Annotated in this window: 16 protein-coding genes; 8 read left to right on the top strand and 8 right to left on the bottom strand. The window is 44.0% G+C overall.

The annotated features are described in order from the left end of the window. Positions 1–2 precede the first annotated feature (2 nt). Together NH399_RS09820 and NH399_RS09815 are read right to left on the bottom strand one after the other, a co-directional pair. Positions 3–557 (bottom strand): peptidylprolyl isomerase, encoded by a 555-nt coding sequence (locus NH399_RS09820; protein ID WP_253039682.1) that lies wholly within the window; start codon positions 555–557, stop codon positions 3–5. A 113-nt stretch (positions 558–670) separates the two neighbouring features. Then, positions 671–1,432, bottom strand: coding sequence for an SDR family oxidoreductase (locus NH399_RS09815; protein WP_253039680.1), 762 nt, complete (start codon positions 1,430–1,432; stop codon positions 671–673). Between the two features lie 315 nt (positions 1,433–1,747). Here NH399_RS09815 and apaG point away from each other — a divergent pair, with 315 nt between their 5' ends. The 5 genes from apaG to NH399_RS09790 all read left to right on the top strand — a co-directional run bounded on the left by apaG (position 1,748) and on the right by NH399_RS09790 (position 9,158). Continuing rightward, on the top strand, positions 1,748–2,125 hold the full coding sequence (gene apaG, locus NH399_RS09810; protein WP_253039678.1) for a Co2+/Mg2+ efflux protein ApaG: 378 nt from the start codon (positions 1,748–1,750) through the stop codon (positions 2,123–2,125). Between the two features lie 13 nt (positions 2,126–2,138). Next, positions 2,139–2,945: a symmetrical bis(5'-nucleosyl)-tetraphosphatase gene (locus NH399_RS09805; RefSeq protein WP_253039668.1), complete on the top strand. Its 807-nt coding sequence runs from the start codon at positions 2,139–2,141 to the stop codon at positions 2,943–2,945. A 629-nt stretch (positions 2,946–3,574) separates the two neighbouring features. Continuing rightward, on the top strand, positions 3,575–4,312 hold the full coding sequence (locus NH399_RS09800; protein WP_253039667.1) for a response regulator transcription factor: 738 nt from the start codon (positions 3,575–3,577) through the stop codon (positions 4,310–4,312). A 67-nt stretch (positions 4,313–4,379) separates the two neighbouring features. Further along, positions 4,380–5,690 (top strand): sensor histidine kinase KdpD, encoded by a 1,311-nt coding sequence (locus tag NH399_RS09795; protein ID WP_253039665.1) that lies wholly within the window; start codon positions 4,380–4,382, stop codon positions 5,688–5,690. Between the two features lie 330 nt (positions 5,691–6,020). Next, positions 6,021–9,158, top strand: a complete 3,138-nt coding sequence (locus NH399_RS09790; RefSeq protein WP_253039654.1) for an EAL domain-containing protein — start codon at positions 6,021–6,023, stop codon at positions 9,156–9,158. 51 nt (positions 9,159–9,209) lie between these two features. Here the strand turns inward: NH399_RS09790 and rph are convergent, their stop codons facing one another. Continuing rightward, positions 9,210–9,929, bottom strand: a complete 720-nt coding sequence (rph, locus tag NH399_RS09785; protein ID WP_253039643.1) for a ribonuclease PH — start codon at positions 9,927–9,929, stop codon at positions 9,210–9,212. Positions 9,930–10,174: 245 nt separating this feature from the next. Between rph and NH399_RS09780 the strand changes: the two genes are divergently transcribed. Further along, positions 10,175–11,041, top strand: coding sequence for a YicC/YloC family endoribonuclease (locus NH399_RS09780; RefSeq protein ID WP_253039634.1), 867 nt, complete (start codon positions 10,175–10,177; stop codon positions 11,039–11,041). Between the two features lie 97 nt (positions 11,042–11,138). On the opposite strand, the gene NH399_RS09775 is transcribed toward NH399_RS09780, so the two are convergent. The 4 genes from NH399_RS09775 to NH399_RS09760 all read right to left on the bottom strand — a co-directional run bounded on the left by NH399_RS09775 (position 11,139) and on the right by NH399_RS09760 (position 15,615). Beyond that, entirely contained in the window at positions 11,139–12,500 is a 1,362-nt protein-coding gene (locus tag NH399_RS09775) for an amidohydrolase family protein (RefSeq protein ID WP_253039631.1), read from the bottom strand. A gap of 99 nt (positions 12,501–12,599) precedes the next feature. Then, the gene (locus NH399_RS09770) at positions 12,600–13,613 is read right to left on the bottom strand and encodes an AraC family transcriptional regulator (protein ID WP_253039621.1); all 1,014 of its coding nucleotides are present in this window, start codon (positions 13,611–13,613) and stop codon (positions 12,600–12,602) included. Between the two features lie 73 nt (positions 13,614–13,686). Further along, positions 13,687–14,643 carry a hypothetical protein gene (locus tag NH399_RS09765; RefSeq protein WP_253039619.1) on the bottom strand — a complete coding sequence of 319 codons (957 nt, stop codon included), beginning with the start codon at positions 14,641–14,643 and terminating at the stop codon, positions 13,687–13,689. A gap of 12 nt (positions 14,644–14,655) precedes the next feature. Continuing rightward, positions 14,656–15,615, bottom strand: a complete 960-nt coding sequence (locus NH399_RS09760) for a GlxA family transcriptional regulator (protein WP_253039617.1) — start codon at positions 15,613–15,615, stop codon at positions 14,656–14,658. A gap of 297 nt (positions 15,616–15,912) precedes the next feature. On the opposite strand from NH399_RS09760, the gene NH399_RS09755 reads away from it, so the two are divergent. Continuing rightward, positions 15,913–19,608, top strand: coding sequence for a DUF4157 domain-containing protein (locus NH399_RS09755; protein ID WP_253039607.1), 3,696 nt, complete (start codon positions 15,913–15,915; stop codon positions 19,606–19,608). A gap of 28 nt (positions 19,609–19,636) precedes the next feature. Then, entirely contained in the window at positions 19,637–20,131 is a 495-nt protein-coding gene (locus NH399_RS09750) for a YbjN domain-containing protein (protein ID WP_253039605.1), read from the top strand. Between the two features lie 18 nt (positions 20,132–20,149). Here the strand turns inward: NH399_RS09750 and NH399_RS09745 are convergent, their stop codons facing one another. Beyond that, a complete protein-coding gene (locus NH399_RS09745; protein WP_253039603.1) occupies positions 20,150–21,061 on the bottom strand; it encodes a helix-turn-helix domain-containing protein in 912 nt (303 codons plus the stop codon). Positions 21,062–21,071: the final 10 nt, after the last annotated feature.

The following is a 21,071-nucleotide window of genomic DNA, read 5'->3' as shown; positions in this document are numbered from 1 at the left end:
AATTAGTGGCAGCTACCGTGAGTGTGAGGATGTCCGTGTTCTAACTCATCAGGTAGTGCAGGGCGAATTTCAGTGACGGTTACTTCTACGGTAACTGTCTGGCCTGCCAGCGGATGGTTTGCATCAATAGTGACGTAATCGTCTTTAATTTCAATCACTTTAACACCTATGGGTTCGCCAGTATCTGTGGTTGCCTCAAGACGCATGCCGACTTCAAGATTTTTAATTCCATCGAGCATTTCTTTGGGAACCTGATTAATACGCTCTTGCTCGTAGTCACCGTAAGCCTGCTCAGGCTGTAATTTCACGATTACCTGATCGCCTGCTTCTTTGCCATCCAGTTCTGGCTCTAAACCTGGAATAATGCCACCAAAACCATGCAGATAAACCCAGGGCTCGCTATTTTCGGACGATTCCCAAACTTTACCTTGTTCGTCTTTTAAGCAGTATTCGATGGTGACAACTAAGCCTTTCTCTATTTTCATCAGAGGATTAACAACCTTTATTGGAGGCGCTGGATAATCACGGTTGAGGAGCGGATCCTGGTAATTATCCATAGCATGATTCAGCAATACCTTATTATAAGGGATCTTAGAGCTAAGGTAACGCGCTTTGAAAAGCATGTTACCCAGACCTTGGAGCAAACCTGGATAGGGTAATGCTTCGTGTATTAGCTAGACTCTTTAGAAACACTCAGTGCTGACCAGGTTTGGCAGGTTGGCATGACTTCGATATTGTTAATATTGACATGCTCTGGCTGTTCACTCGCCCAGGTCACACAGCGAGCAATATCGTCAGCAATCAGTGGTAATGTATTCTTGTAAACGTTTTGAGCTGCATCGATATCGCCGTGAAAGCGCACCACAGAAAACTCTGTTTCGGCGAGCCCTGGTTCAATATTGGTGACGCGAATGTGCTTGCCTGCCAGATCAGCCCGAAGGTTGCGAGAGAACTGGGCAACGAAAGCTTTGGTTGCGCCGTAGGCATTGCCTCCAGGATAAGCGTAGCTGCCCGCAATAGAGCCAATATTTATAATATGTCCTCGATCGCGTTCTACCATGCCTGGAAGCACAGCTCGAGTCATATAAGCCAGCCCTTTATTGTTGGTATCAATCATGTCATCCCAGTCATCCAGCGAAGCGTTGTGGGCGGCATCTAATCCCAGTGCTAATCCTGCATTATTTACCAGAACATCGATGGCTTGCCATTCTTCTGGAAGGTTGGCAATGGCCGCTGCGACCTCGTCTCTTTTTCTAACATCGAGAGTGAGTGTATGCACTTCGGTATGTTCTGATAGCTTTTGCTGTAGTTCATCCAGACGGTGCTGGCGTCGTGCACTTAGGATCACGCGCGCACCGAGTGCGGCAAAATGAATAGCACAAGCTTCGCCAAATCCAGAACTTGCTCCAGTAATTAAAACTGTTTTACTCATAAAACCTCTTTTAAAAAAATGTTAGTATTGTCGAAATCGATTTATTGTCAGGATATTCGATCCAATTTGTGTGAATTGCAAACATATTTGTTAAAACTGTAGGTTTTAATGAAAGAGTGGCTGGTTGCTACTCAAAAAAAACTTTTCACAGACAATAAATACAACGTAAATGACATTATTCTACCCTTGAGGTTGTGCTCTGGTTATATGAGCCACTTTTTAGCTGACTCAAGGGGATAATTTAGAATAAGGCAACACCTATAAAGTGCTTACCCCGAAGCATGTGGCATTTTTTCTGCGAATACTGGAGATACTATGCAGAGTGAACCTGGTTTTGAGATAACGGTTAACAGTCAATATCTTGAAGAGCAATCAAAGCCTGAAAGTGAGCAATATGTGTTTGCTTATACGATCGAAATAAAAAATAACAGTGCTCATGGAGCGCAGCTCTTGCGTCGCCACTGGCTGATTACGGATGCTGATGGCAAGACGCAAGAAGTTAACGGCGACGGTGTCGTTGGTGAGCAGCCTTATATTGAGGCGGGCCAGAGTTATCAATATACCAGTGGTGCCATGATTAATACGCCATTGGGTACCATGGAAGGTCACTACGAAATGGAAGGGGATGGTGGCCAGGCTTTCTTGGCACCTATTCCTGTATTTAGTTTAACCAAACCAGGCATTCTACACTAAGGCAGGGATCACTTTGGCCACCTATGTTGTCGGCGATATTCAAGGGTGTTTTAGTTCATTATTGAAGTTGCTCTCCGCTGTGAATTTCTGTTGGGGAAAAGATACTCTATGGGTGTGCGGTGATCTGGTTAACAGAGGGCCTGATTCGCTTAATACGGTACGTTACCTTTATGAACATCGAGCGAATGTTCAAATCGTATTAGGAAACCACGACCTACATTTGTTGGCGGTGGCAGAGGGCTCTCAATCTATCAAACGAAAGGATAATTTTGAGCAACTACTGTTGCCAGAGAATCAGGACCTGATTCAATGGTTGCAACATCAGCCACTGGCCTATTATGACGCGCAATATAAAACTCTGATGGTTCATGCTGGGGTTCCTGTGCACTGGAGTCTAAAAAAGCTGTTAAGTTGTGCTCAAGAAGTCGAAACAGTGCTGCAAAATAAAACTCAACGTCGGCGCTTTTTTGATGCAATGTATGGTAATACGCCAGATCTCTGGAAACCATCACTTAAGGGAGTTGAACGGCTACGTTATATTACTAACGCCTTAACTCGCATGCGTTTCTGTTATGGTGATGGACGTCTGGATATGGACTGGAAATCACCTGTCGGCTTACAGCCGAGTTGGCTCAAGCCCTGGTTTGAGCTCCCATTAAATCTAGCTAAAGATATTCAAATTGTTTTTGGGCATTGGGCTGCACTCGAAGGTAAGCTTGCCAATCGCCGTTTTCAGGCGTTGGATACTGGTTGCGTATGGGGCGGGTCATTAACCGCTCTGTGTCTGGATACGGGTGTAAGAACCAGCGTTTCTCCCTAACTCACTCGTTCATCATATCTTCTTTTCTAACATCTTAAAAAATCTCACTAAATCGCTTTGTGGCGACAAAATCTGTCGCTCAATATCTTATTATTAATCTTGTTCGCAGAGATGAGGTCTTAAAAGAAAATGCCCTGGATTTAGGCATTTAGACAGCGTCTTTGTTGGCCGCTTAATGGAGAAAAGACTCATCATGGAATGAGTGCAGGATGAACATGCCCAAGGATAGGAAACAAGCATTGATGCTGGGGTTCGCTAAGGAAGGAAAGCGTTTGCAAAGGAGTGAAGTGGCTTAGGAGTAGGAGCTCAAACTATGGAAGGCCTTATGGATATTGATGAGATAAGGAGTAGTAGACACAAAGGAGTGGTCGAAAAATGGGATGGGTAGTGATAGCCAGGGGATGGCAGGTAGAGTTATTTTGTAATGAGATTTTCGTTGTTCAAGGATGAGAAATAGCCATAGGGAGTGGCTGGTTTGAATAAGCAGGCTAGCAGCTGCTGTTACAAAAGGCTACACAACCTTAACGTAATTTCTATGGAGACTCTTTCATTTGTAGTCATAATAAAGCCATACTGTTGTGAAATGACACGGTATTTTGTCAATCACTATGAATATTTAGAAGGGCTACATGGATAACGGAAAAGAAAACCTCGATGAAGTAACGGCTTCCCAGTCGATCTTGTTAGTAGAGGATGATGTTAAATTGGCGCGCTTAGTCACAGAGTTTCTTACCATCAATGGGTTCTCAGTGAAGCATATTGATAATGGCCAGGCAGCAATAGACGAAATATTGTCAAATCCTCCTAAGCTGATCGTGCTAGATATTATGCTTCCCGGTGTTGATGGACTAACGGTGTGTCGTACCGTGCGCGAGCAGTATACTGGTCCCATTCTTATGCTGACAGCTCTTAATGATGATATCGACGAGGTTGCTGGCCTCGAAACGGGTGCCGATGGCTATCTTGGTAAACCCATTAAACCTAGAGTCTTGCTGGCTCATATAAGAGCTTTGCTGCGACGTCAGGATCTCCTCGAAACAGAGAAGGGGATTGAGGGCGCTGAGCACCTGATACAAGCGGGCCCCATCATGATCAATGCGGCAAAACGAGAAGTGTGCGTCAACGACCAGCATGTTGAGCTTACTGCTGCAGAATTTAACTTGCTGTGGTTACTGGCCGAACATAAAGGCGCTATTGTGCCGCGAGAAGAGTTGCACCAGAAGATTTTTCGATTGGAATATGATGGACTGGATCGCAACATTGATATTCGAATCTCCAGGTTGCGCAAAAAGCTGGGAGATGATCCTCGCTCTCCTTCGTGGATCAAGACCATTCGTGGGCAAGGATATCTATTGATTAATGAATAAATTCAGGTAGATGTCTTATATTTTAAGTCGCTGATTATGTAATAAAAAAATTATTTTGGAATGCACTATGCGGGCTTTTTTCGTTCAACTATTTTTGACCATTACGCTGTCTAATTACATCCTGTTGTATGTCTACGATAACTATTACATCCCTCATCTGGGTGAGTCGCATTTTAATTCTGTCGTTGAGCGACTCAGTCAGCTGTCGGATGACATTCAATCGAAAGTAAACAAGCTGGATGTGGTCGAAGAAGAGCATCTCAATCAATGGAGCCAAGAAGTTGATTTGCCCATTCACTGGCAAGCTCTCGACGAGCCTGGAATTAACTCGGCTGTTGTTGGAGAGCTGATGGTTGTTAACGGCACCATTGACTACAACGCTGAATATGGTCCTACCGCATATATTAAAGTCACCGACAAAAAAGCCATTGCCATAGGGCCTATTCAAGATATGTTTGAAATATCGACCACAGAGCAGCCCGAGTACATCGGCTTGTTTTTGCTGGTTAATTCAGCGATTTTTGTACTGTTTTATCTATTTTTCAGTAAGAAAGCAGCGCTATTAGAACGCGCTGCAGATGAAATTCTACAGGGCGGCAGAGTGTCGGAGTTTGAGTTGGCGACGGCTACCGAGTTACGTGGAGTTGGCAAACGGATTGGACAATTTGGTAGCTACATCAGAGAGTTGGAGTATCAAAATCAGCAAATCATCGAGGAGCAAAGAGACTTGATGCATGCTGTTGCTCATGAACTGCGCAGTCCTATCGCTCGCTTTAGTTTCGCACTTGAGCTGTTGAGCAGTGATTTGTCTGATAAAAGTCAAAAACTGCTGACCGAACTCCATGAATCCATTGATGAACTGGAAGAGCTAATAAGAGAAATTCTCAATTACTCACGACTGACTAATGGTAAAGTCGAACTGCACTACGAAAAGTTGGATATCGTTAAACTCATACAGCCGCTACTTGAGCGCATGCGTTCACTCTATCCTGGCACTCAATTTAAGCTGGATTGTTCGCAGTCTCGCACCGATATGGAAGCCGATGAGCGCTTACTCAGCAGGGCTGCTATTAATGTGATCCGAAACGCGGCCCGATTTGCTAAAAGTACCGTAGTGGTAACGGTGACGGATAACAAAAATGATCTGGTGATCACTATTGATGATGATGGAATGGGCATTCCACCAGGCAAGCGTGAGCGCATTTTTGAGGCATTTACGCGATTGGACCCAAGTCGTTCGAGAGACTCCGGTGGTGTGGGACTTGGGCTTGCGATAGTAAAGCGTATTATCGATAAGCATCAGGGACGTATTCGTTGTGCCGAAAGCCCAGACGGTGGTGCGCGCTTCGAGCTTTTTCTTCCTTATAACAAGCCTTAGAGTTGATACTGATAACTATTAACGCCTGAGAACTTAAAAAATACTTATAAGAGATTGTCATATTTGAAAAAGCCTAACTCGTTAACTATCTTAACATTAGGTTTGATGGGCTTTTAGTGTGTTTAATACTTGTCGAACAACATTAACCTCTCTGATAGACCAAGCCATTGATTGTTATTGTTTTTTATCCTTAGATTATGCTGAGGGGCCATTGCCTTAGGTGTGCAAGGTGGCAAACAGATCATTGAGAACTGGTAATACTATGTCTATCTAGAGTTCAAAGGTTAGCTTGAGTTGACCACCCATCTAAAGTAATTCAGGAGTTGGGCTTTGACAGCCGAAAATGCCGATGTGAATGATTCGTCCGTTCGTTGGTATAACAGTATCCAGTTTCATTTTATTTCCAGTTTTGGAATGGTTCTTTTGTTGGCAGCCATTGCAGCGTTTATTGTGGTTCAGTTTATTGCGCGCAATGTGTTGGTAGAAAAAAATAAGGAACTTATTCAAGAGACAGGTGCGTACATTGTCGCCGGAATTGAGCGAGAGGTGACTGTGGCACACACATTAGCCAGGGCTTTGGCTAATTTGGGTGAAATATTGCCAAAGGACGAAGATACCTATCATAAAGTCGTCCCCCACATTATGGATATGTATGGCAAAGAGGCTTTTATTGCAGGTGGCGGGATTTGGCCTGAGCCGGGTGTTTTTACTCCTGGAGTAGCGAGACGAAGTTTTTTTTGGGGACGAGAGCCCGATGGCAGCTTAAAGTTTTTTGACGATTATAATCATATCGAAGGCAACGGTTATCACAACGAAGAGTGGTACGTCCCTGGTCTTTATAATGAAGAAGGAAAGTGTTATTGGTCCAAGTCTTATATGGACCCTTATTCTTTTGAGCCCATGGTAACTTGCACGGTGACCATGTTTGAGCAAAAGGAAGTGGTGGGAACGGCAACGGTCGATATCCGTTTAAGTGGGCTTCGAGGAGCGCTGGCAGCATCGATGAAGCCTATTGGAGGATATGCTTTTGCATTGGATCGCAATAATCGCTTTTTGTCTTTTCCTCAGCCCGATAAAGTCAAGAACTCATCCATTCAAGCCGATGGCAGTACATCCGAAGAATTTATTACCATCGCTGAGTTAGCTCGTACCCATCCTTCATTTTCCCCTTATGTAGACATCCTGAATCGAATGAATCAAGACATTATTGATATGTCTGCAAAGGCTGGCAATAACGACCGCCAATTGGCAAAACTTATTGCTGATGGCAGTTATCAAATCAGTGAAGATGAATCTCTTTTGTTAGCTGCGGTGTTAAGGGATCCTATGCCCATTGATTCGGTGAGCAATAACATTTCATCGTTTGCTATCGAAAATGATCCTTTGCTCAAAGAGCCTGTTGTAGTTTCGATATTTCTTATGCCCAAAACCTATTGGAAAATAGCGGTTGTTGTGCCAGAGCGAAATGTGATTGAAAGTGCAAAAGAAGTGTCTCAAAACGTATTAGCCATTTTTATCGTTATTTTGTTAGTAGCTATTAGTGTTGGTTTTTTATTATTGAGAAATAATTTGATCAAGCCTCTTGACCAGTTGGTTTATCAGTTGAAGCATAGCGACGATGAATTTTCATTGTTAACTCCAGGACGAAATGTTAATGATGAGTTTGCTTTATTAACCTCTGGCTTTAACTTAAGGACCGTCAAGTTACAAAAAAGCCATAAAGAACTGGAAAAAGAAATCAATGAGCACCACTTGGCTCAGGTGGCTTTGCAGTCTTCAGAGCAACGTTATCGTTCCGTTATTCGAACGGCTCCGGATGCCATCATCACCGTCGATTGCAATGGAAGCATCGTAGACTTTAATCCTGCGACGATTAATCTTTTTCAATACGAACGTGACGAGTTAAAAGCGATGGGATTGTTGGATTTGTTTTCTTCTTACGGCTCGGGCAATGATTACCAAAAAATAGAGCGATACCTGTCGGGCAAAGATTCCATGTTAGCGGAACAGGTTTTAGCATTAAATGCTCAACGAAAAGACAATAGCAGTTTTCCTATTGAATTCTCTATAGCTTCCTGGCGTGCCGAGAATGAACAACAATTTACCTGTTTTGTTCGTGATGTCACTTTGCGCAAAGAAGCTGAGCGGCGATTGCGTTATATGGCTTTGCATGACGCCTTGACTGGGTTGCCTAATCGCACACTGTTTAAAGATCGTCTGCAACAAGCGATGGCTTATACGCAAAATGCTCGTGGTCAACTCGCCTTAATGTTTATCGATTTAGATAATTTCAAGTTTATTAACGATTCACTGGGGCATGAAGTCGGCGATAAGTTGCTTATTCGGGTGGCTGATCGTGTGTCTCGGCTGACAGGTAATCTTGATGTTATTGCTCGGCTCGGTGGCGATGAATTTGCTTTTATTCAGGTTGGTTTTGACTCGTTGGATGCTGTTATTGCCTTAGCGCGCCAAATCGTAGAAAGTTTGAGACAACCGTTTCATGTTGATAAGCATGATTTACAAGTGGGTGCCAGCATTGGTATTACCATCTTTCCTGATGACGGTGATGTTAAAGAAGTGTTATTACGCAATGCCGATATGGCCATGTATCAGGCGAAAGCAGAAGGGCGTAACACTTGGTGCTTCTTTGCTAAAGAAATGAATAACGACTTGCAACGACGTAATCAAACCTTGGCGGATCTTACTGACGCTATGGAGAAAGAAAGCTTTGACGTCGTTCTTCAACCCATTGTTGATATACAAAGTGGTGAGCTGATTGCGGCTGAAGCTCTGTTACGTTGGTTCCATTCTGAGCGGGGGATGATTTCTCCTGATGAATTTATTCCCGTTGCTGAACAAAGTGGGCTAATTTTCGATATTGGTAAAATTGTTATTCGTAAGGCGTGCCAACATGTTCACACTTTAAAGCAGGTTGGATGTGAGGATATTCGCATTGCTATCAACTTTTCCCCCATTCAATTTAGGCATGAAAAGCTTGTTGAATCGACCCTCGAAATTATTGAGGAGTTTGGCTTGTCGCCTACCAACTTCGAATGTGAGATCACCGAAACTGCCGTGATGGATGATGTATCGCAAGCGATTAAAACCATGCATGAATTGCACTCAGCCGGGTTTAAATTATCCATTGATGATTTTGGAACGGGCTACTCTTCACTAAGCTATCTAAAGCGCTTCCCGATTGATAAGGTCAAAATTGATCGCAGCTTTGTGTCGGATATCGATACGGATTCTGATAGCGCATCTATCGCTCGAGCGGTGGTTAATCTAGGACATTCTCTGGGACTGGTTGTACTTGCAGAAGGTGTTGAAACAGAAAGACAAAGAAGTATTCTGATTGGAGAAGGTTGCGATTTAGCACAAGGATATTTAATTGGTAAGCCAATGAAGATTGATGACTTTGTCAGTTGGAACTCTGATTACAGTGTCTCTATTGCTAATGCGAAGTAATCGTTAGTAAATACAATGCTCCTCTTTGATTAGAAGAGCATTGTGTTGCCATTAAGGCTGATCAAGTGCCTTTTTTTGTTCGTCAATAAGCTCTCTAATACCAGAGCGTGCTAACGCAAGCATGGCATCAAACTCTTCGCCAGAAAAAGGTTCGCCCTCAGCCGTGCCTTGTACTTCGATAAAGCCACCAGCGTCTGTCATAATCACGTTCATGTCGGTTTCGGCACTAGAGTCTTCGGCATAGTCTAAGTCTAATACCGGCTCACCGTTATAAACACCTACAGAGACTGCAGCGATCATGTGTTTCAATGGATTCACTTTGAGCTGACCTTTTTTGCGTAGGTGGTTTATCGCATCAACCACAGCAACACAGGCACCAGTAATCGACGCACAACGAGTGCCGCCATCCGCTTGTAATACATCGCAATCGATATGGATGGTGTGCTCGCCGAGCATATTCAGATCAACAGCCGCGCGTAAAGAGCGGCCAATTAATCGCTGAATTTCCTGAGTGCGGCCACTTTGTTTTCCGCGCGCGGCTTCGCGGTCGCTGCGCGTATGAGTCGCACGAGGCAGCATGCCGTATTCTGCGGTTAGCCAGCCTTGGTCTTTGCCTTTCAAAAAACGAGGAACGCCTTCGACCACCGAGGCGTTACATAATACTCGGGTTTCTCCCATTTCAACCAATACTGAGCCTTCTGCATGTTTCGTAAAGTGACGAGTGAAGCTAACGGGACGCAGCTGGTTGGGGGTTCTTCCGCTGGGGCGCATGAAATTCTCCTGAGAACGGTAGTTATCTGGCACACATTATAGTGGAATGCCGAACAAGGTTATAGAGGCAGACACGGTTTCTATAGAGCATGATGGGATATTGATAAGACATTATGAGATATCTAAAGTGGTCAACATTCCATGCCAAGTACTCAGGTATGTTGGTTAAGTGACTGGGAAGCGGGAACGATTGCCGCTACAATGGGTCTCTAATCAATATTTGCTGCTAAAGAAACGATAATTCTATGATTCGAAGTATGACCGCCTTTGCACGCCAGTCGTTAAAATCTGACTGGGGTAATGCCCATTGGGAAATCCGCTCAGTAAACCAGCGCTTTCTCGAAACTAATTTCCGTTTGCCTGAGGCTTTTCGCAGTATGGAATTCGCTCTGCGTGATAAGCTGCGCAAGCGATTGCAGCGTGGCAAGTTAGACTGTTCGTTACGTATTGAGTACAGCCCAACCCAATCAGAGACAATGAGCGTTAATGAAGTCATGGCCAAGCAGCTGTTTTCTGCTCATCAGCAGCTCCAGACCCTTGGTGGTGTCACTCAAGAGCTGTCTATCACTGATTTAATGCGTTGGCCAGGTTTGCTTCAGACTACCGAGCTGGATACCAAAGAAATGGAGTCACAACTGCTCAAAGCGTTTGATGAAGCCATCTCTAGCCTGATTGATATGCGCGGAAGAGAAGGCGAGAGTCTGGTCGAGATTATCAATGAACGCCTGGTGGGTATTTCTCAGCAAGTCGAAATTGTGACTGGCATGATGCCCGAAATCTTGCAGTGGCAGCGTGAACGCATCAGCACTCGTTTTGAAGATGCTAAGGTCGAGTTAGATCCAGAACGACTCGAGCAAGAAATGGTCATGATTGCTCAGAAAGTCGACGTTCAAGAAGAACTGGATCGTCTTAATACTCATGTAGAAGAAGTTGGACGTCTGGTCAAAGAAGGCGGAACCATTGGTCGTCGCTTGGACTTCTTGATGCAAGAGTTGAATCGTGAGGCGAATACTCTTGGCTCTAAATCTATTAGCAAACAGACCACCGCCGCGTCGGTAGAGATCAAAGTATTGATCGAACAGATGCGTGAGCAGATCCAGAATATTGAGTGATGGGTAGTTTGTCATAGGTAACAAAAGGAGTCGCCATGTTTAGCGGCTCCGATCCTTGCTTTCAATATCGCCAATGAGCGACTTTTCATTTTCCGCTTTATAATCCATCAAATAAAGTATGTAACTCTTCCCAAAGGCTTCTCGACTCAATGGCTTTATCACGCATAATATTGAGTGCTTGCCTCGAGTGCCAATAGCCATTTTTTACTACCGCTTCAGGCTCTTTTAATACAGATAGGTTGTTAATGGGGTTGGAGGAAGAATAAATGAAGTCTGCATTATATTGAGGCGATACTTTGCCTATCTTCTTGTCCAGTTTTAGTGCTTTTGCTGCATTGATGGTCGCTGCTGCTAAAACATCAAAGGTACTGAGCCCAGCTTTTTGAAATAAACGCATCTCGTTGTGTAGCGCCAAGCCATGAGGCGAAAGCAAAACCCCCGAATCAGAACCTATCAGTAAAGGAACCTCTGCATCATGCAGAGCCTTAGTAATCACAAGCAAGAAGTTTAAGGTTTTTTGATTGTGGGCAGCCATATTATCGGATGCGGTAAGCCAACGTTTAAGCTGATTGTTCGAGGTCTCGAGCGCTATGATGTCGGATGTATATTCAGAAGATGTTTTTGCCAGATATTTTTCTTTCTCCTGACTTAGCTTTGTCAGTTGATAAAAAATATTCAGCGTTGGTGTCACAGGAACACCTGTCGCTTTAAGCTCTGGAATGACTTTTTGTAACCTTTTGAGATCAAAGTTGTAATTCAGAGGTCCTTGATAAATATCTTCTACATGTTCAAAAGACTGAAGACTGGATAGTTGAGAGAAAGGCATGTCGCCTGAGCCGTGAGGACCATGCTTGGCTACGGGTATACCGACCTTCCGGCTTTCCTTTATCAGGGCTGACAGAGCTGCTTTATTTAGATTTCCGTAAGCCTTAATGAGATCGTAGCCTTTGGATTGGTATTGTCTGACGGCATCGCGAGCCTCTTCGGCAGTATGCACGGTATGGTGCAGATAAGCTTTGTCAAAACCAGAGATAATCGGGCTGCTCACTGTTGAGCTACTGCCAATCAAGGAACCTGACTCAACTTGATGTCGCCATGCCAGATGAGAGGGAAGACCATTCATAATTCTGACATGAGTCACTCCGTGATTCAGTGCTAATGTATAGGCCGCTTTTTCGTACATGTGTACATGCATATCAATCAGGCCTGGTGTGATATAGCCGTTCTTCCCTTCAATGATGGGTAAGTCAGTAAGGTTGATAGGAGAACCGCTATCAAGGATATTATCTATTTTTCCATTCTTAACAATGAGTGTTCTTGATGGGTGGATCTTATGGTTTTCAACATCGACTACATTAACGTTGTTTAAGATAAAACTGTTGTCGTTTTGTTGATGTTTCAATTGGCTGGCATGACTGGTGATGGCAAAAGCCATCAAAAGCGTTATCAATAATCGCATAGTTAACTCCATGAATCAGTGTTCAAAAAAGTTAACGAAAAAACGCTTTATCGTCGTCCAGGATCATGTAGTTGGAAGTCTACAATCTTGATTTTACGCCTATTTCTGCGATTTGTACTCTGTCGGTGTCACACCAAGGCTTTGTTTGAATACTTTGTTAAAAGAGGCTTTAGAGCTAAACCCTGCTTCTGTATAGACATCAGTAAGCGGTTGCTCTGGGGATCTTTTTAGTAGATCACAGACAAAGTCGATTCTATATTGATTGATGTACTGATTGAAGGATTGTTGGGTGACTAGATTGATAGCGCGTGAGATGTCTCGGGTTTGCAGACCTGTCAGTTCACTGAGTTCGCTAAGTGTAAGGCGAGGTCGGCAATACCATTTGTTCGTAGTTATTAAGTGATCAAGTTCTGTGAAAAGAGATTGGTAGTTATCGGTGGTTGGTTGATTGGGGGCTGCTGCATCCTGAGTCGATTGTTTAGGTTCAGGCAGTTTTCCTAGAGCTATTAACTTAGTAATTATCAACATTGCAGCAACAAGCCAAATGATATTATTGATGCCCTGACCCAGAATATTTAGCTCATAGGGTAGCAGTGGCTGGAGATTAAGGCGCAAAAGATCTAAAAGATTAAATACCGCCGTTACAGCAATGGTCCACATCAACCAGTTTAATGAGTACTCATCCGAATCAGAGCGTTCTTCGTCCAATGAGCGCTTATATCTAACTAGTAGTGATACCGTTAGAAATGCATAAATCAGTCGCCATACTGTGCCCAGGGCAATCACAACATGAGGGTAAGATGTGATGAGTAGCATTGGAAGCACTGGAGCTAAGTGAAGCCATTGTTTCGAATCAAGCTTTTTCTCGACGATAAATAGCGTGGCAAGAAAAAATGCCGGTCCAAACAACATAATAAAAACTGGACTGATTAAATACAGATCACGGGTTATTCCTGATTCTTCAAGAATATTAATGCCAGCAGCCGCCGCCGTTACTGCCAGGAGCAGAGCGACTCCCCTAAACTCTAGAGTTCGCCAAAGCAGTAAAGCGCCTAATATTCCGACTGTAATAGTGCCTGCTTGAATCAGGTTAACAAAGTTCAATGTAACCATTGAATCGACTTTTCATTCCATAAACAAATCTCTGATACAGCAAGTTTACATGGGATGAGCCTTAACGCAAAAATTAAAGTCGGTCGGTTTCACTCCCATACAAATAGTTAGCCGCTGCTGCACTCATTTTTCGATAGTCATGTCCAACGTTGGGCACTATATGAATTTTCCATTGATGCTTAAGAGACTTCTTTTGCGCTAATTGTTTCGCTTTCTTAAAGAAGTGTTTTCCTCGAGCCAGTCGATGAGTGCCTTGTTGATCGAGCATTACATTATGTACCAGGTGGCCTCGAGTTTCGTTTGCGTTGTCTTTTTCACCTAAAAACAAGATCAGTTTTTGTTTGAGTATTAAGGGTAAGTCGGACTCAGACAAAGGGGCGTTTTTTAATCCATAAGGAAAAGCCTGAGAGAAATTCGCTGTGGTATACCAGCCAGAATTAGAGGCCAAAATTCGATGCGCTTTATTGTTGGGATGAAACAGTGCCATTCTATGTAAAATTTGCCCGCCTGCAGAGTGACCAAACATGTCGTAGTGGGTAGCAGATAAGGAGACTTTCTGTTTTACCTGATGAAAGATGGCATCAAAGTCTTGGTAGAGCCAGCTGACGGCTTGGTTGACCAGCTTAAAATGAGAGATTGCCATTTTCTTTCGATCGATAGTGACATCGGTGATCATTCCCGCCAGGTTGTAGCTCCAGAACCGAGGGAAGTCTTGCTCTGAATAGTGTGGCGAGAGTACTAGTAAGTTGTAACGCTCTGATGCCTCTATCCAGGCATCGCGATAACTCCATGCATTGCGGCCTGCGCCTGGGATCACCATAATAACTCTGCTGTCGGCGTTAAAGTTATTAGGTCGATAATAATGAATCGGAATAACTTTTTGGTCACCAGCATTTGAGCGAATGTAATTAAACGTACCTGAGCCAGATTGTAGATAACCTTTAGATTGTGGATTCGGTGTTTCTGCCCAAGCAAAACAGAAAGCGAATGTCAGGCTTACCAGTATCCAGTTATTAAATGTTCGAGTCATTGAGCTTTCCTGTTAGGCAAATCGTTTTTGATAACTTTGTGGAGCAATGCCATATTTGCGTTTAAATCCGCGTCGAAAACTGGCGGCGGATGCATACCCTACTTCTTTGGCGATGACATCAATATTATGTTGGCTGTAACTTAACAACACTTTGGATTGTTCTAATTTAAGGTGCTCAATATAAGCTGCGGTGCCCATAAAATAGTGTTGCTGGATCAGTCGGTTTAAATGTCGTTCGCTCAGGTGAACGGCTTCGGCCAGTTCAGTGACCGTTATAGGGTTATGGATGTTGGCATTTATCCAGTCGTTAGCGCGTTTAAGATGAGAGTTATTGGCCGACTGTAATTGCAGTGGCTGCGAAAACTGTGATTGATAACCTGAACGTTTAAGGTAGGTGACCAGATATTTCGCAACGTGAGCTGCTACATCAACGCCATGATCTTCTTCGATGACATGCAATGCCAGATCAATACCGCTGAGAATACCCGCTGCCGAATAAAAGTTTTCCTGTTTGATAAACAGGCGCTCGTGGTTCACTTTGAGCAGAGGATAGTTTTGCTGTAGCTGTTCGGCAAAAGCCCAGTGGGTAACCACTTCTTTATGGTGCAGGTAAGAGTGATGAGCAAGCAAAAAAATACCGGTGCAGACTGAGAGCACGCGACCACACTGATTTATGTGATGGTTTAACCACTCCTGGATAGGAGCGGCTATTTCTTTGATTCTGCTGCCTTCGCCACCTGGGATGACCAAGGTGTCAAAGCTTTCAGCCTCTGCTAACAGAGCGTCCGCTGAGATAGTGACGTAAGACTCTGTTTTAAAGCGAGAGCTCTCTGCGATGACGCTGGTGTGATAGTGATCGTATTGCAGTATTTCATTGGCAATATGGAAGCATTCCAAAGGACCTGCAAAATCCAGTAGCTGCACTTTGTCAAAACCTATAAAAGCGATGGTATGAGGTGTCGGAGTCGACATGAATCACTCACCGTAAGATGAACCATGGCTTTACTATAGCGGTAATTAATAATGTCTTAAATGACATCTTTCGTACAGAATCGGACATTTTGCAGAAACCTAAGTACCGACTGCGCTGCTGATAAAATAGGCTTTGAGATGTTTCCTTCGATCTGACTGAAAGTTCTGGTTGTTTATTAGACAAAATTACGTGTCGAAGCAATAATGAAAACATCTCTGACGTATGTTCATTTAGAGAGGGAGTACTCCAACGCAAAACAAGATGTGTGTTAAAACAGACCTGTGAGGGATCCTATTGTGAAGGAAGGACAACGTTCAGTCGATGATAAAAAGCGTTTTTCTAGTCTGGTTTCAGATTCTAGAAGTTCCGACGCGGCGATACAATTGTCCAGTCGCCGGACTGATCTTCACAAACATGAACAACTGTTAAATAACAGCAATAACAGTCCTCGAAATCAACATCTTACCCAACTCCAGAACGCCGCCAACAATAGTGGACGGACGCCACCTATTCAAAGAGCCGCACAACCATCCAGTTCACCCAAATGGGCATCCGCTTTTAGTACCAGTGGCTCATCATTGCCTTATCAGCGGGAACTATCTCAGAGCTTCGGTCAGGACCTGTCTGGTGTTCGTGCTCATTTGGGGCAAAGTAGTGCGCTGAGCAATGTGAGTGCCAGTGGAGCGGCGATGGATAAAGACGTGGCTTTTGCCAGCTCAACACCATCAAAAGGCTTGGTCGCTCATGAGGTGGCTCATGTTATTCAACAGCAACGTTCCGGATCTGCGTCTCGGATGGAAAGTGAGCTGGATGCGCAGCGGGCTGCGGCAGGTGCTGAAATAGGTTTGAAGAGTCCGGTGATGACGAGTGCAAAGCCGTCGCTGCAACTCAACTACGCGACTTTATCGGCGACAGGCAAAGAAAATATTGATGTCCGTGCTCAACAAAAATACGCCGAAAAAGCTGAGGAGTTTGAATATAAACTAGGAATTCGATTATCGACCAATGCACAGGCTATTAACATTACTGATGCTTTTTTGTTACGGGTAAAAAATATTGTTGATGCGTGGGCGGCCCACACTGGAAAAGCGGTACAAACCGTCTATGGGCAATCGTTTAAGTTTGTTACAGGAGATAAATATTACGGCGCATTCAAAATGACCGGGCAAAATGTTCAGCGAGTATTTGATAGTCTCACTCCCATGAATCCTAACCAGCCTATGCGCACCAAGCTAAAAGTTATTTATAACGCCGTTCGAAATAACAATCTGGCAAAATGGCTCAAAGTGGCTTCAGATGATTTGTTGGATCAAGAACGTCACGCAGCTGAACAAGCTGCTGGCATGATGTCAGCCCGTCGACCGCAGTCAACGTTCCGTTCAGATGATGCTGTTAGGGGAGCGAATGGCGTCATTGATTTATCAACGGCTCAATACGAAAGAGTGACACCTGGATTTGGTCAAGACTCAGGACTAAATGCAGTCTTATTGGCAAATGCCGGACTGAGAGCTCGCGTAGAGCAGGCATCTGCGCGAGAAAAAATTGGTGTTCGTACCGGACCTCCAACAGCACCAGTTATTCCAAGCCATATTGGAGCGCCAGATATGTTCAGCGCGATAGCGCGAGGTGCGCCTAATGAGTCCGCCCAAATTGACGAAGCCAATAAAGACAGACAATACAATGTGAATGCTGGCGCTAATTTATCGGATCAAACGACGCTAAGTTATGATGATATTAATGATCTGACAGATCAGGAAAAAGAGCTTTTATACGAAAGAGCAGGGGTTGGCGCGAATACCTGGTATCAATCTATGTTTGGTCCTTCACGATTTGATCGCTTGAAAACGGCAACTGGTGATCATGTGCAGTGGGAGCAAGGACGCGAAGCCATTTCGGTAATGATCAATAGTCGTGTTGATAAGCAAGCTCAAGCGATTGGCGCGCGTTTGGAGGCTGGTGTATCGGGTTCGACTGCAATGATGATGGCAGGAGCCAAAAATGTTGGTCTAGGAGCTCCGGGTGATTTAAGACGATTGCGTTTGGCAATGTTAGGCTGGATGTTACCGAATCATGATCACAGCTTCTTCGAAATCATGAAAGCGGCAGAGACACAAGGTGTTCCTTTTGCACAAAACCCGATGCAAAAGGGAGCGCAATATGAAGACAACCAAAACTATGCGCCCTTGTTAGCGAATACCTTTCAAAATGTATTGCCAGACAATCAGTTCCCTGCTTACTTTTTATCGAACGCTTACAAAAATACCTTATCTGGTAATTTAGCGCCTGGTGATGTTGAGCCTGCTGACTTTAATGTTGCTACCATGAAAGCCAGTTTAATTGGTTGGGGGTTTGATGCAACGGTTATTAATGGTTTAGCGAGTCGCTCAGTCATAGACCTGGATCGTTTAAATCATGTTGTTGCCAACACCACTTATAAAGACGAAGCTGCCGCAGCGATGGTTTCAGCTGATGCAGCAGCTAAAGCCAGAGCGGCTAATAAAGTTCAACACATGCATGTGCGCGACTCAGTCCCTTATCGCAATCTTGCCGAACATCACCCTGCTCATGTCGAGCGATGGTATGGAGTGTTATTAAACCATCATAATGTAGCGCTTAATTCTGGGCAGCAACTTCTGGTTGCGGCTACGGATGCCAACTTGGGTGGGGTAACCGATGATTTAGCGACAAGAACGACAGGACTGGAAGAAAATACCGGAGCCAATATTGATGGCATTCCTGCCGACTTACTGGTTGGATTAAATCAAAATGTCATTGATGATTTAGTGGTGGTTCGAGGTATCGTAGAAGCCATGGCTCTAACCAATAATGTCTCTCTTCATGTCGCTCCTAATAAAGCGATTTATGAGCCATTGTTTACAACTAATGTGTGGGAGCGGCTCACGCAAAACTTACCACATTTTAAAGCCTGGTTGATGATGGCGAGATTGATGCGTCGCTATCACGGTGATTTCTTTTATCGCTCTGTCTTCTCCGAAAATCTAGAAAACGCCCAATCTGCACAAGCCTTACAGGCTGGCGTTCCGCGTAAAGTCGTCAGAGGATTAAGACCTGTCGACCGGCAATATATCGTGCAGTTAGCTAACGATATTCACACTATTGCTGGTCAGCCACCAGCAGGTCATTTAGCAGCGTTAAATGCATTAGGAACGACAGCTCCACTCTCGACTTTAAAAGCTTATATTGATACTTACATTGGCGCAAATATGTTTGATGTTACAGTGTCTTCTATTGCAGCAAGAGAAAACATTGACTTATCAACCGATGCAGTACGAACCGTACACGCTAAGCTGGGGGCTTCTTTGAGTCCAGATCTTGATATTAACTCTCCTGGAGCTGTTGATCCGCAGTTTACTGGTAGTGAAGTAAATGAATCTAGAATCTGGTATGGACTTAATCGTTTATTTGATTGGTTTGGTGGTGCTGGGTTAGGAGCTCTTACAGCCGAAGAAAAAGCTGCCATCTTTGTTTATACAGGACCTGCAGGCGAGGGTTCATGGCAGAATTTCTTACACAGTGCAGATGTTTCGAATACTGTTATGCCTGATGGACGTACAGCACGAGCAGCATTGATAGAAGAAGTACCAAAAATCCAAACGGCCATTTCGGGGTTACGTAAACTTCCGCCTTATGCTGGAACTGTGTATAACGCACAGTTTCAAGGCCCATTAAATGTGCCTGTATTGATGCAAACCTATCAGGTAGGATCGCTGCATTCAAAAGATAACTTCTTTAGTACCTCTCGCAACAATACAAACACATTCTTTATTGACCCCAGTTATCGAGTGGGTTGGATTGTTAATAAAATTAAGACCGGCGTTGATATCAGAATATTGTCTCGATATTACCCTGAAGACGAAGTGTTATTCCCACCGGGCGCATCGTTTGTAGTAACCAAAGTAGAAGACAGAACGAACTCTGTTACTCATCCCGGAGGTCATGGTAAAGTCTGGGTGTGGCTTGATGAAATATAATAAACTTTTTTTTATAAGGTGATGCAGCATGTACTCAAACCCTCCAGCGTATCCGCACCATGTTGCTGTCCGTAATTTTTTGGCATCACATGGAATTACTTACAAAGAAGAAGAGGGCAGCCCTTCTTCTTTTCACTTTGAAGTGCCAGCAGAGCATGGTGTTCTATCGGTAGGTATTAGAACCATTCCAGAAGCGGGAGAAGTGATTATGTATTCTGGTTTGCCTATTCAACTAGAAAAACATCAGTTAGTGGATGCGCGTGAAGCCATGTCATGGGTCAATACCGGGCTTAGACGCTCCTGTTTTGAACTGGATCAGGATCGCGGTCATCTCTTATGTCGGACAACACTATGGACAGGAGATAAAGCGCCCGAGCCAGAAGCAATGCAAGAGTTAATTCGCTGTAATTTGGATGTTGCCAATCATTATCTGCCAGCTTTTACTAACAGCTTAAATGATGCATCTGATATTCGAGATACCGTTGTCCAGATTCAATACAAGGCAGGATTGCACTTATCGTAGATAACGCTGGAGGAAAACTTACTGTTCATCTTGATCAATAATTGGAATTTGAAAAGAAAAGGTCATTCCACCATTGGGAGACTCATCCAGATCTCGAATAATTTCTACAAACAATCCTGATTCATCGAGCTTCAGCTTTTTTTTCTCTGCCTGAATAAACAGGCTTTCACAAGCCGCGTAATAAGCGACGTCAGAAAACAAATACACCTCGCTGCAAAGATAGTATCCTTCCGCAATAACGACATCGTATTCTTTCGGGTCGCACTGCCAATCGCCGACAAAGGTTTCCATTTCTTGCCAGGATTTTGTTAACTCTTTAATCGGAGTGGCGTTCATAAAGCGTGTGGCTTTACTGCCAAAATGTTCTATTACCCAGTCCAGATTACTCTCAGCTTCGAGCAATATTTTCATGCCTCTTTGCGGATACCACACCAGCTCCGTTGGCATTTTATCGGCGAGAGTATTTTCTAAATTGAACTCTGCGTCTGGATGAGCGACTTTCTCCAGCAATAGTGATGTTTCTTCTGCAGTACCCTCTTGGCCCAAGATGCGAATGGCTTTTGCTGTCATGCCTAATTCTCTTTTTAGTGCTTTACCTAATGCTTGGGAGGAAGAAAAGCCACATCGGTGAGCAATGTCAGTAATGCTGTAGGAATATTCATGAAGCAGATAGTGCAAGGCGTTTTGTAGGCGCATGCGACTATGATATTGTCCTGGCGTTTCATTAAACAATTGACAAAACTGACGATGGAAGTGATAGGGAGAGATGGCGCTTTTGTTAGCAATTTGCTCCCAGGATAAGCCGTCTTCAAGGTGATAATGCATTAACTCCAGAGCATCGGCAAAGCGTTTTTGCAGATGCTCTGGCAAAGAATCCAGCAACGCGATTTCTGGCACCAATGCATAGGGCGGTTGGTTTTTTTCGGTCATGAAGGTACTT

It is taken from the genome of Pleionea sp. CnH1-48 (assembly GCF_024124665.1).
Taxonomy (GTDB): domain Bacteria; phylum Pseudomonadota; class Gammaproteobacteria; order Enterobacterales; family Kangiellaceae; genus JAMXSB01.
This window is presented reverse-complemented; position numbering and strand designations above follow the sequence as displayed.

Excerpts from the sequence above, each read along its gene's own strand:
- NH399_RS09820 (WP_253039682.1), bottom strand. The coding sequence starts at position 557 with ATGGATAATTACCAGGATCCGCTCCTCAACCGTGATTATCCAGCGCCT.
- NH399_RS09815 (WP_253039680.1), bottom strand. The coding sequence starts at position 1,432 with ATGAGTAAAACAGTTTTAATTACTGGAGCAAGTTCTGGATTTGGCGAA.
- apaG (WP_253039678.1), top strand. The coding sequence starts at position 1,748 with ATGCAGAGTGAACCTGGTTTTGAGATAACGGTTAACAGTCAATATCTT.
- NH399_RS09800 (WP_253039667.1), top strand. The coding sequence starts at position 3,575 with ATGGATAACGGAAAAGAAAACCTCGATGAAGTAACGGCTTCCCAGTCG.
- NH399_RS09795 (WP_253039665.1), top strand. The coding sequence starts at position 4,380 with ATGCGGGCTTTTTTCGTTCAACTATTTTTGACCATTACGCTGTCTAAT.
- rph (WP_253039643.1), bottom strand. The coding sequence starts at position 9,929 with ATGCGCCCCAGCGGAAGAACCCCCAACCAGCTGCGTCCCGTTAGCTTC.
- NH399_RS09780 (WP_253039634.1), top strand. The coding sequence starts at position 10,175 with ATGATTCGAAGTATGACCGCCTTTGCACGCCAGTCGTTAAAATCTGAC.
- NH399_RS09775 (WP_253039631.1), bottom strand. The coding sequence starts at position 12,500 with ATGCGATTATTGATAACGCTTTTGATGGCTTTTGCCATCACCAGTCAT.
- NH399_RS09770 (WP_253039621.1), bottom strand. The coding sequence starts at position 13,613 with ATGGTTACATTGAACTTTGTTAACCTGATTCAAGCAGGCACTATTACA.
- NH399_RS09765 (WP_253039619.1), bottom strand. The coding sequence starts at position 14,643 with ATGACTCGAACATTTAATAACTGGATACTGGTAAGCCTGACATTCGCT.
- NH399_RS09760 (WP_253039617.1), bottom strand. The coding sequence starts at position 15,615 with ATGTCGACTCCGACACCTCATACCATCGCTTTTATAGGTTTTGACAAA.
- NH399_RS09750 (WP_253039605.1), top strand. The coding sequence starts at position 19,637 with ATGTACTCAAACCCTCCAGCGTATCCGCACCATGTTGCTGTCCGTAAT.
- NH399_RS09745 (WP_253039603.1), bottom strand. The coding sequence starts at position 21,061 with ATGACCGAAAAAAACCAACCGCCCTATGCATTGGTGCCAGAAATCGCG.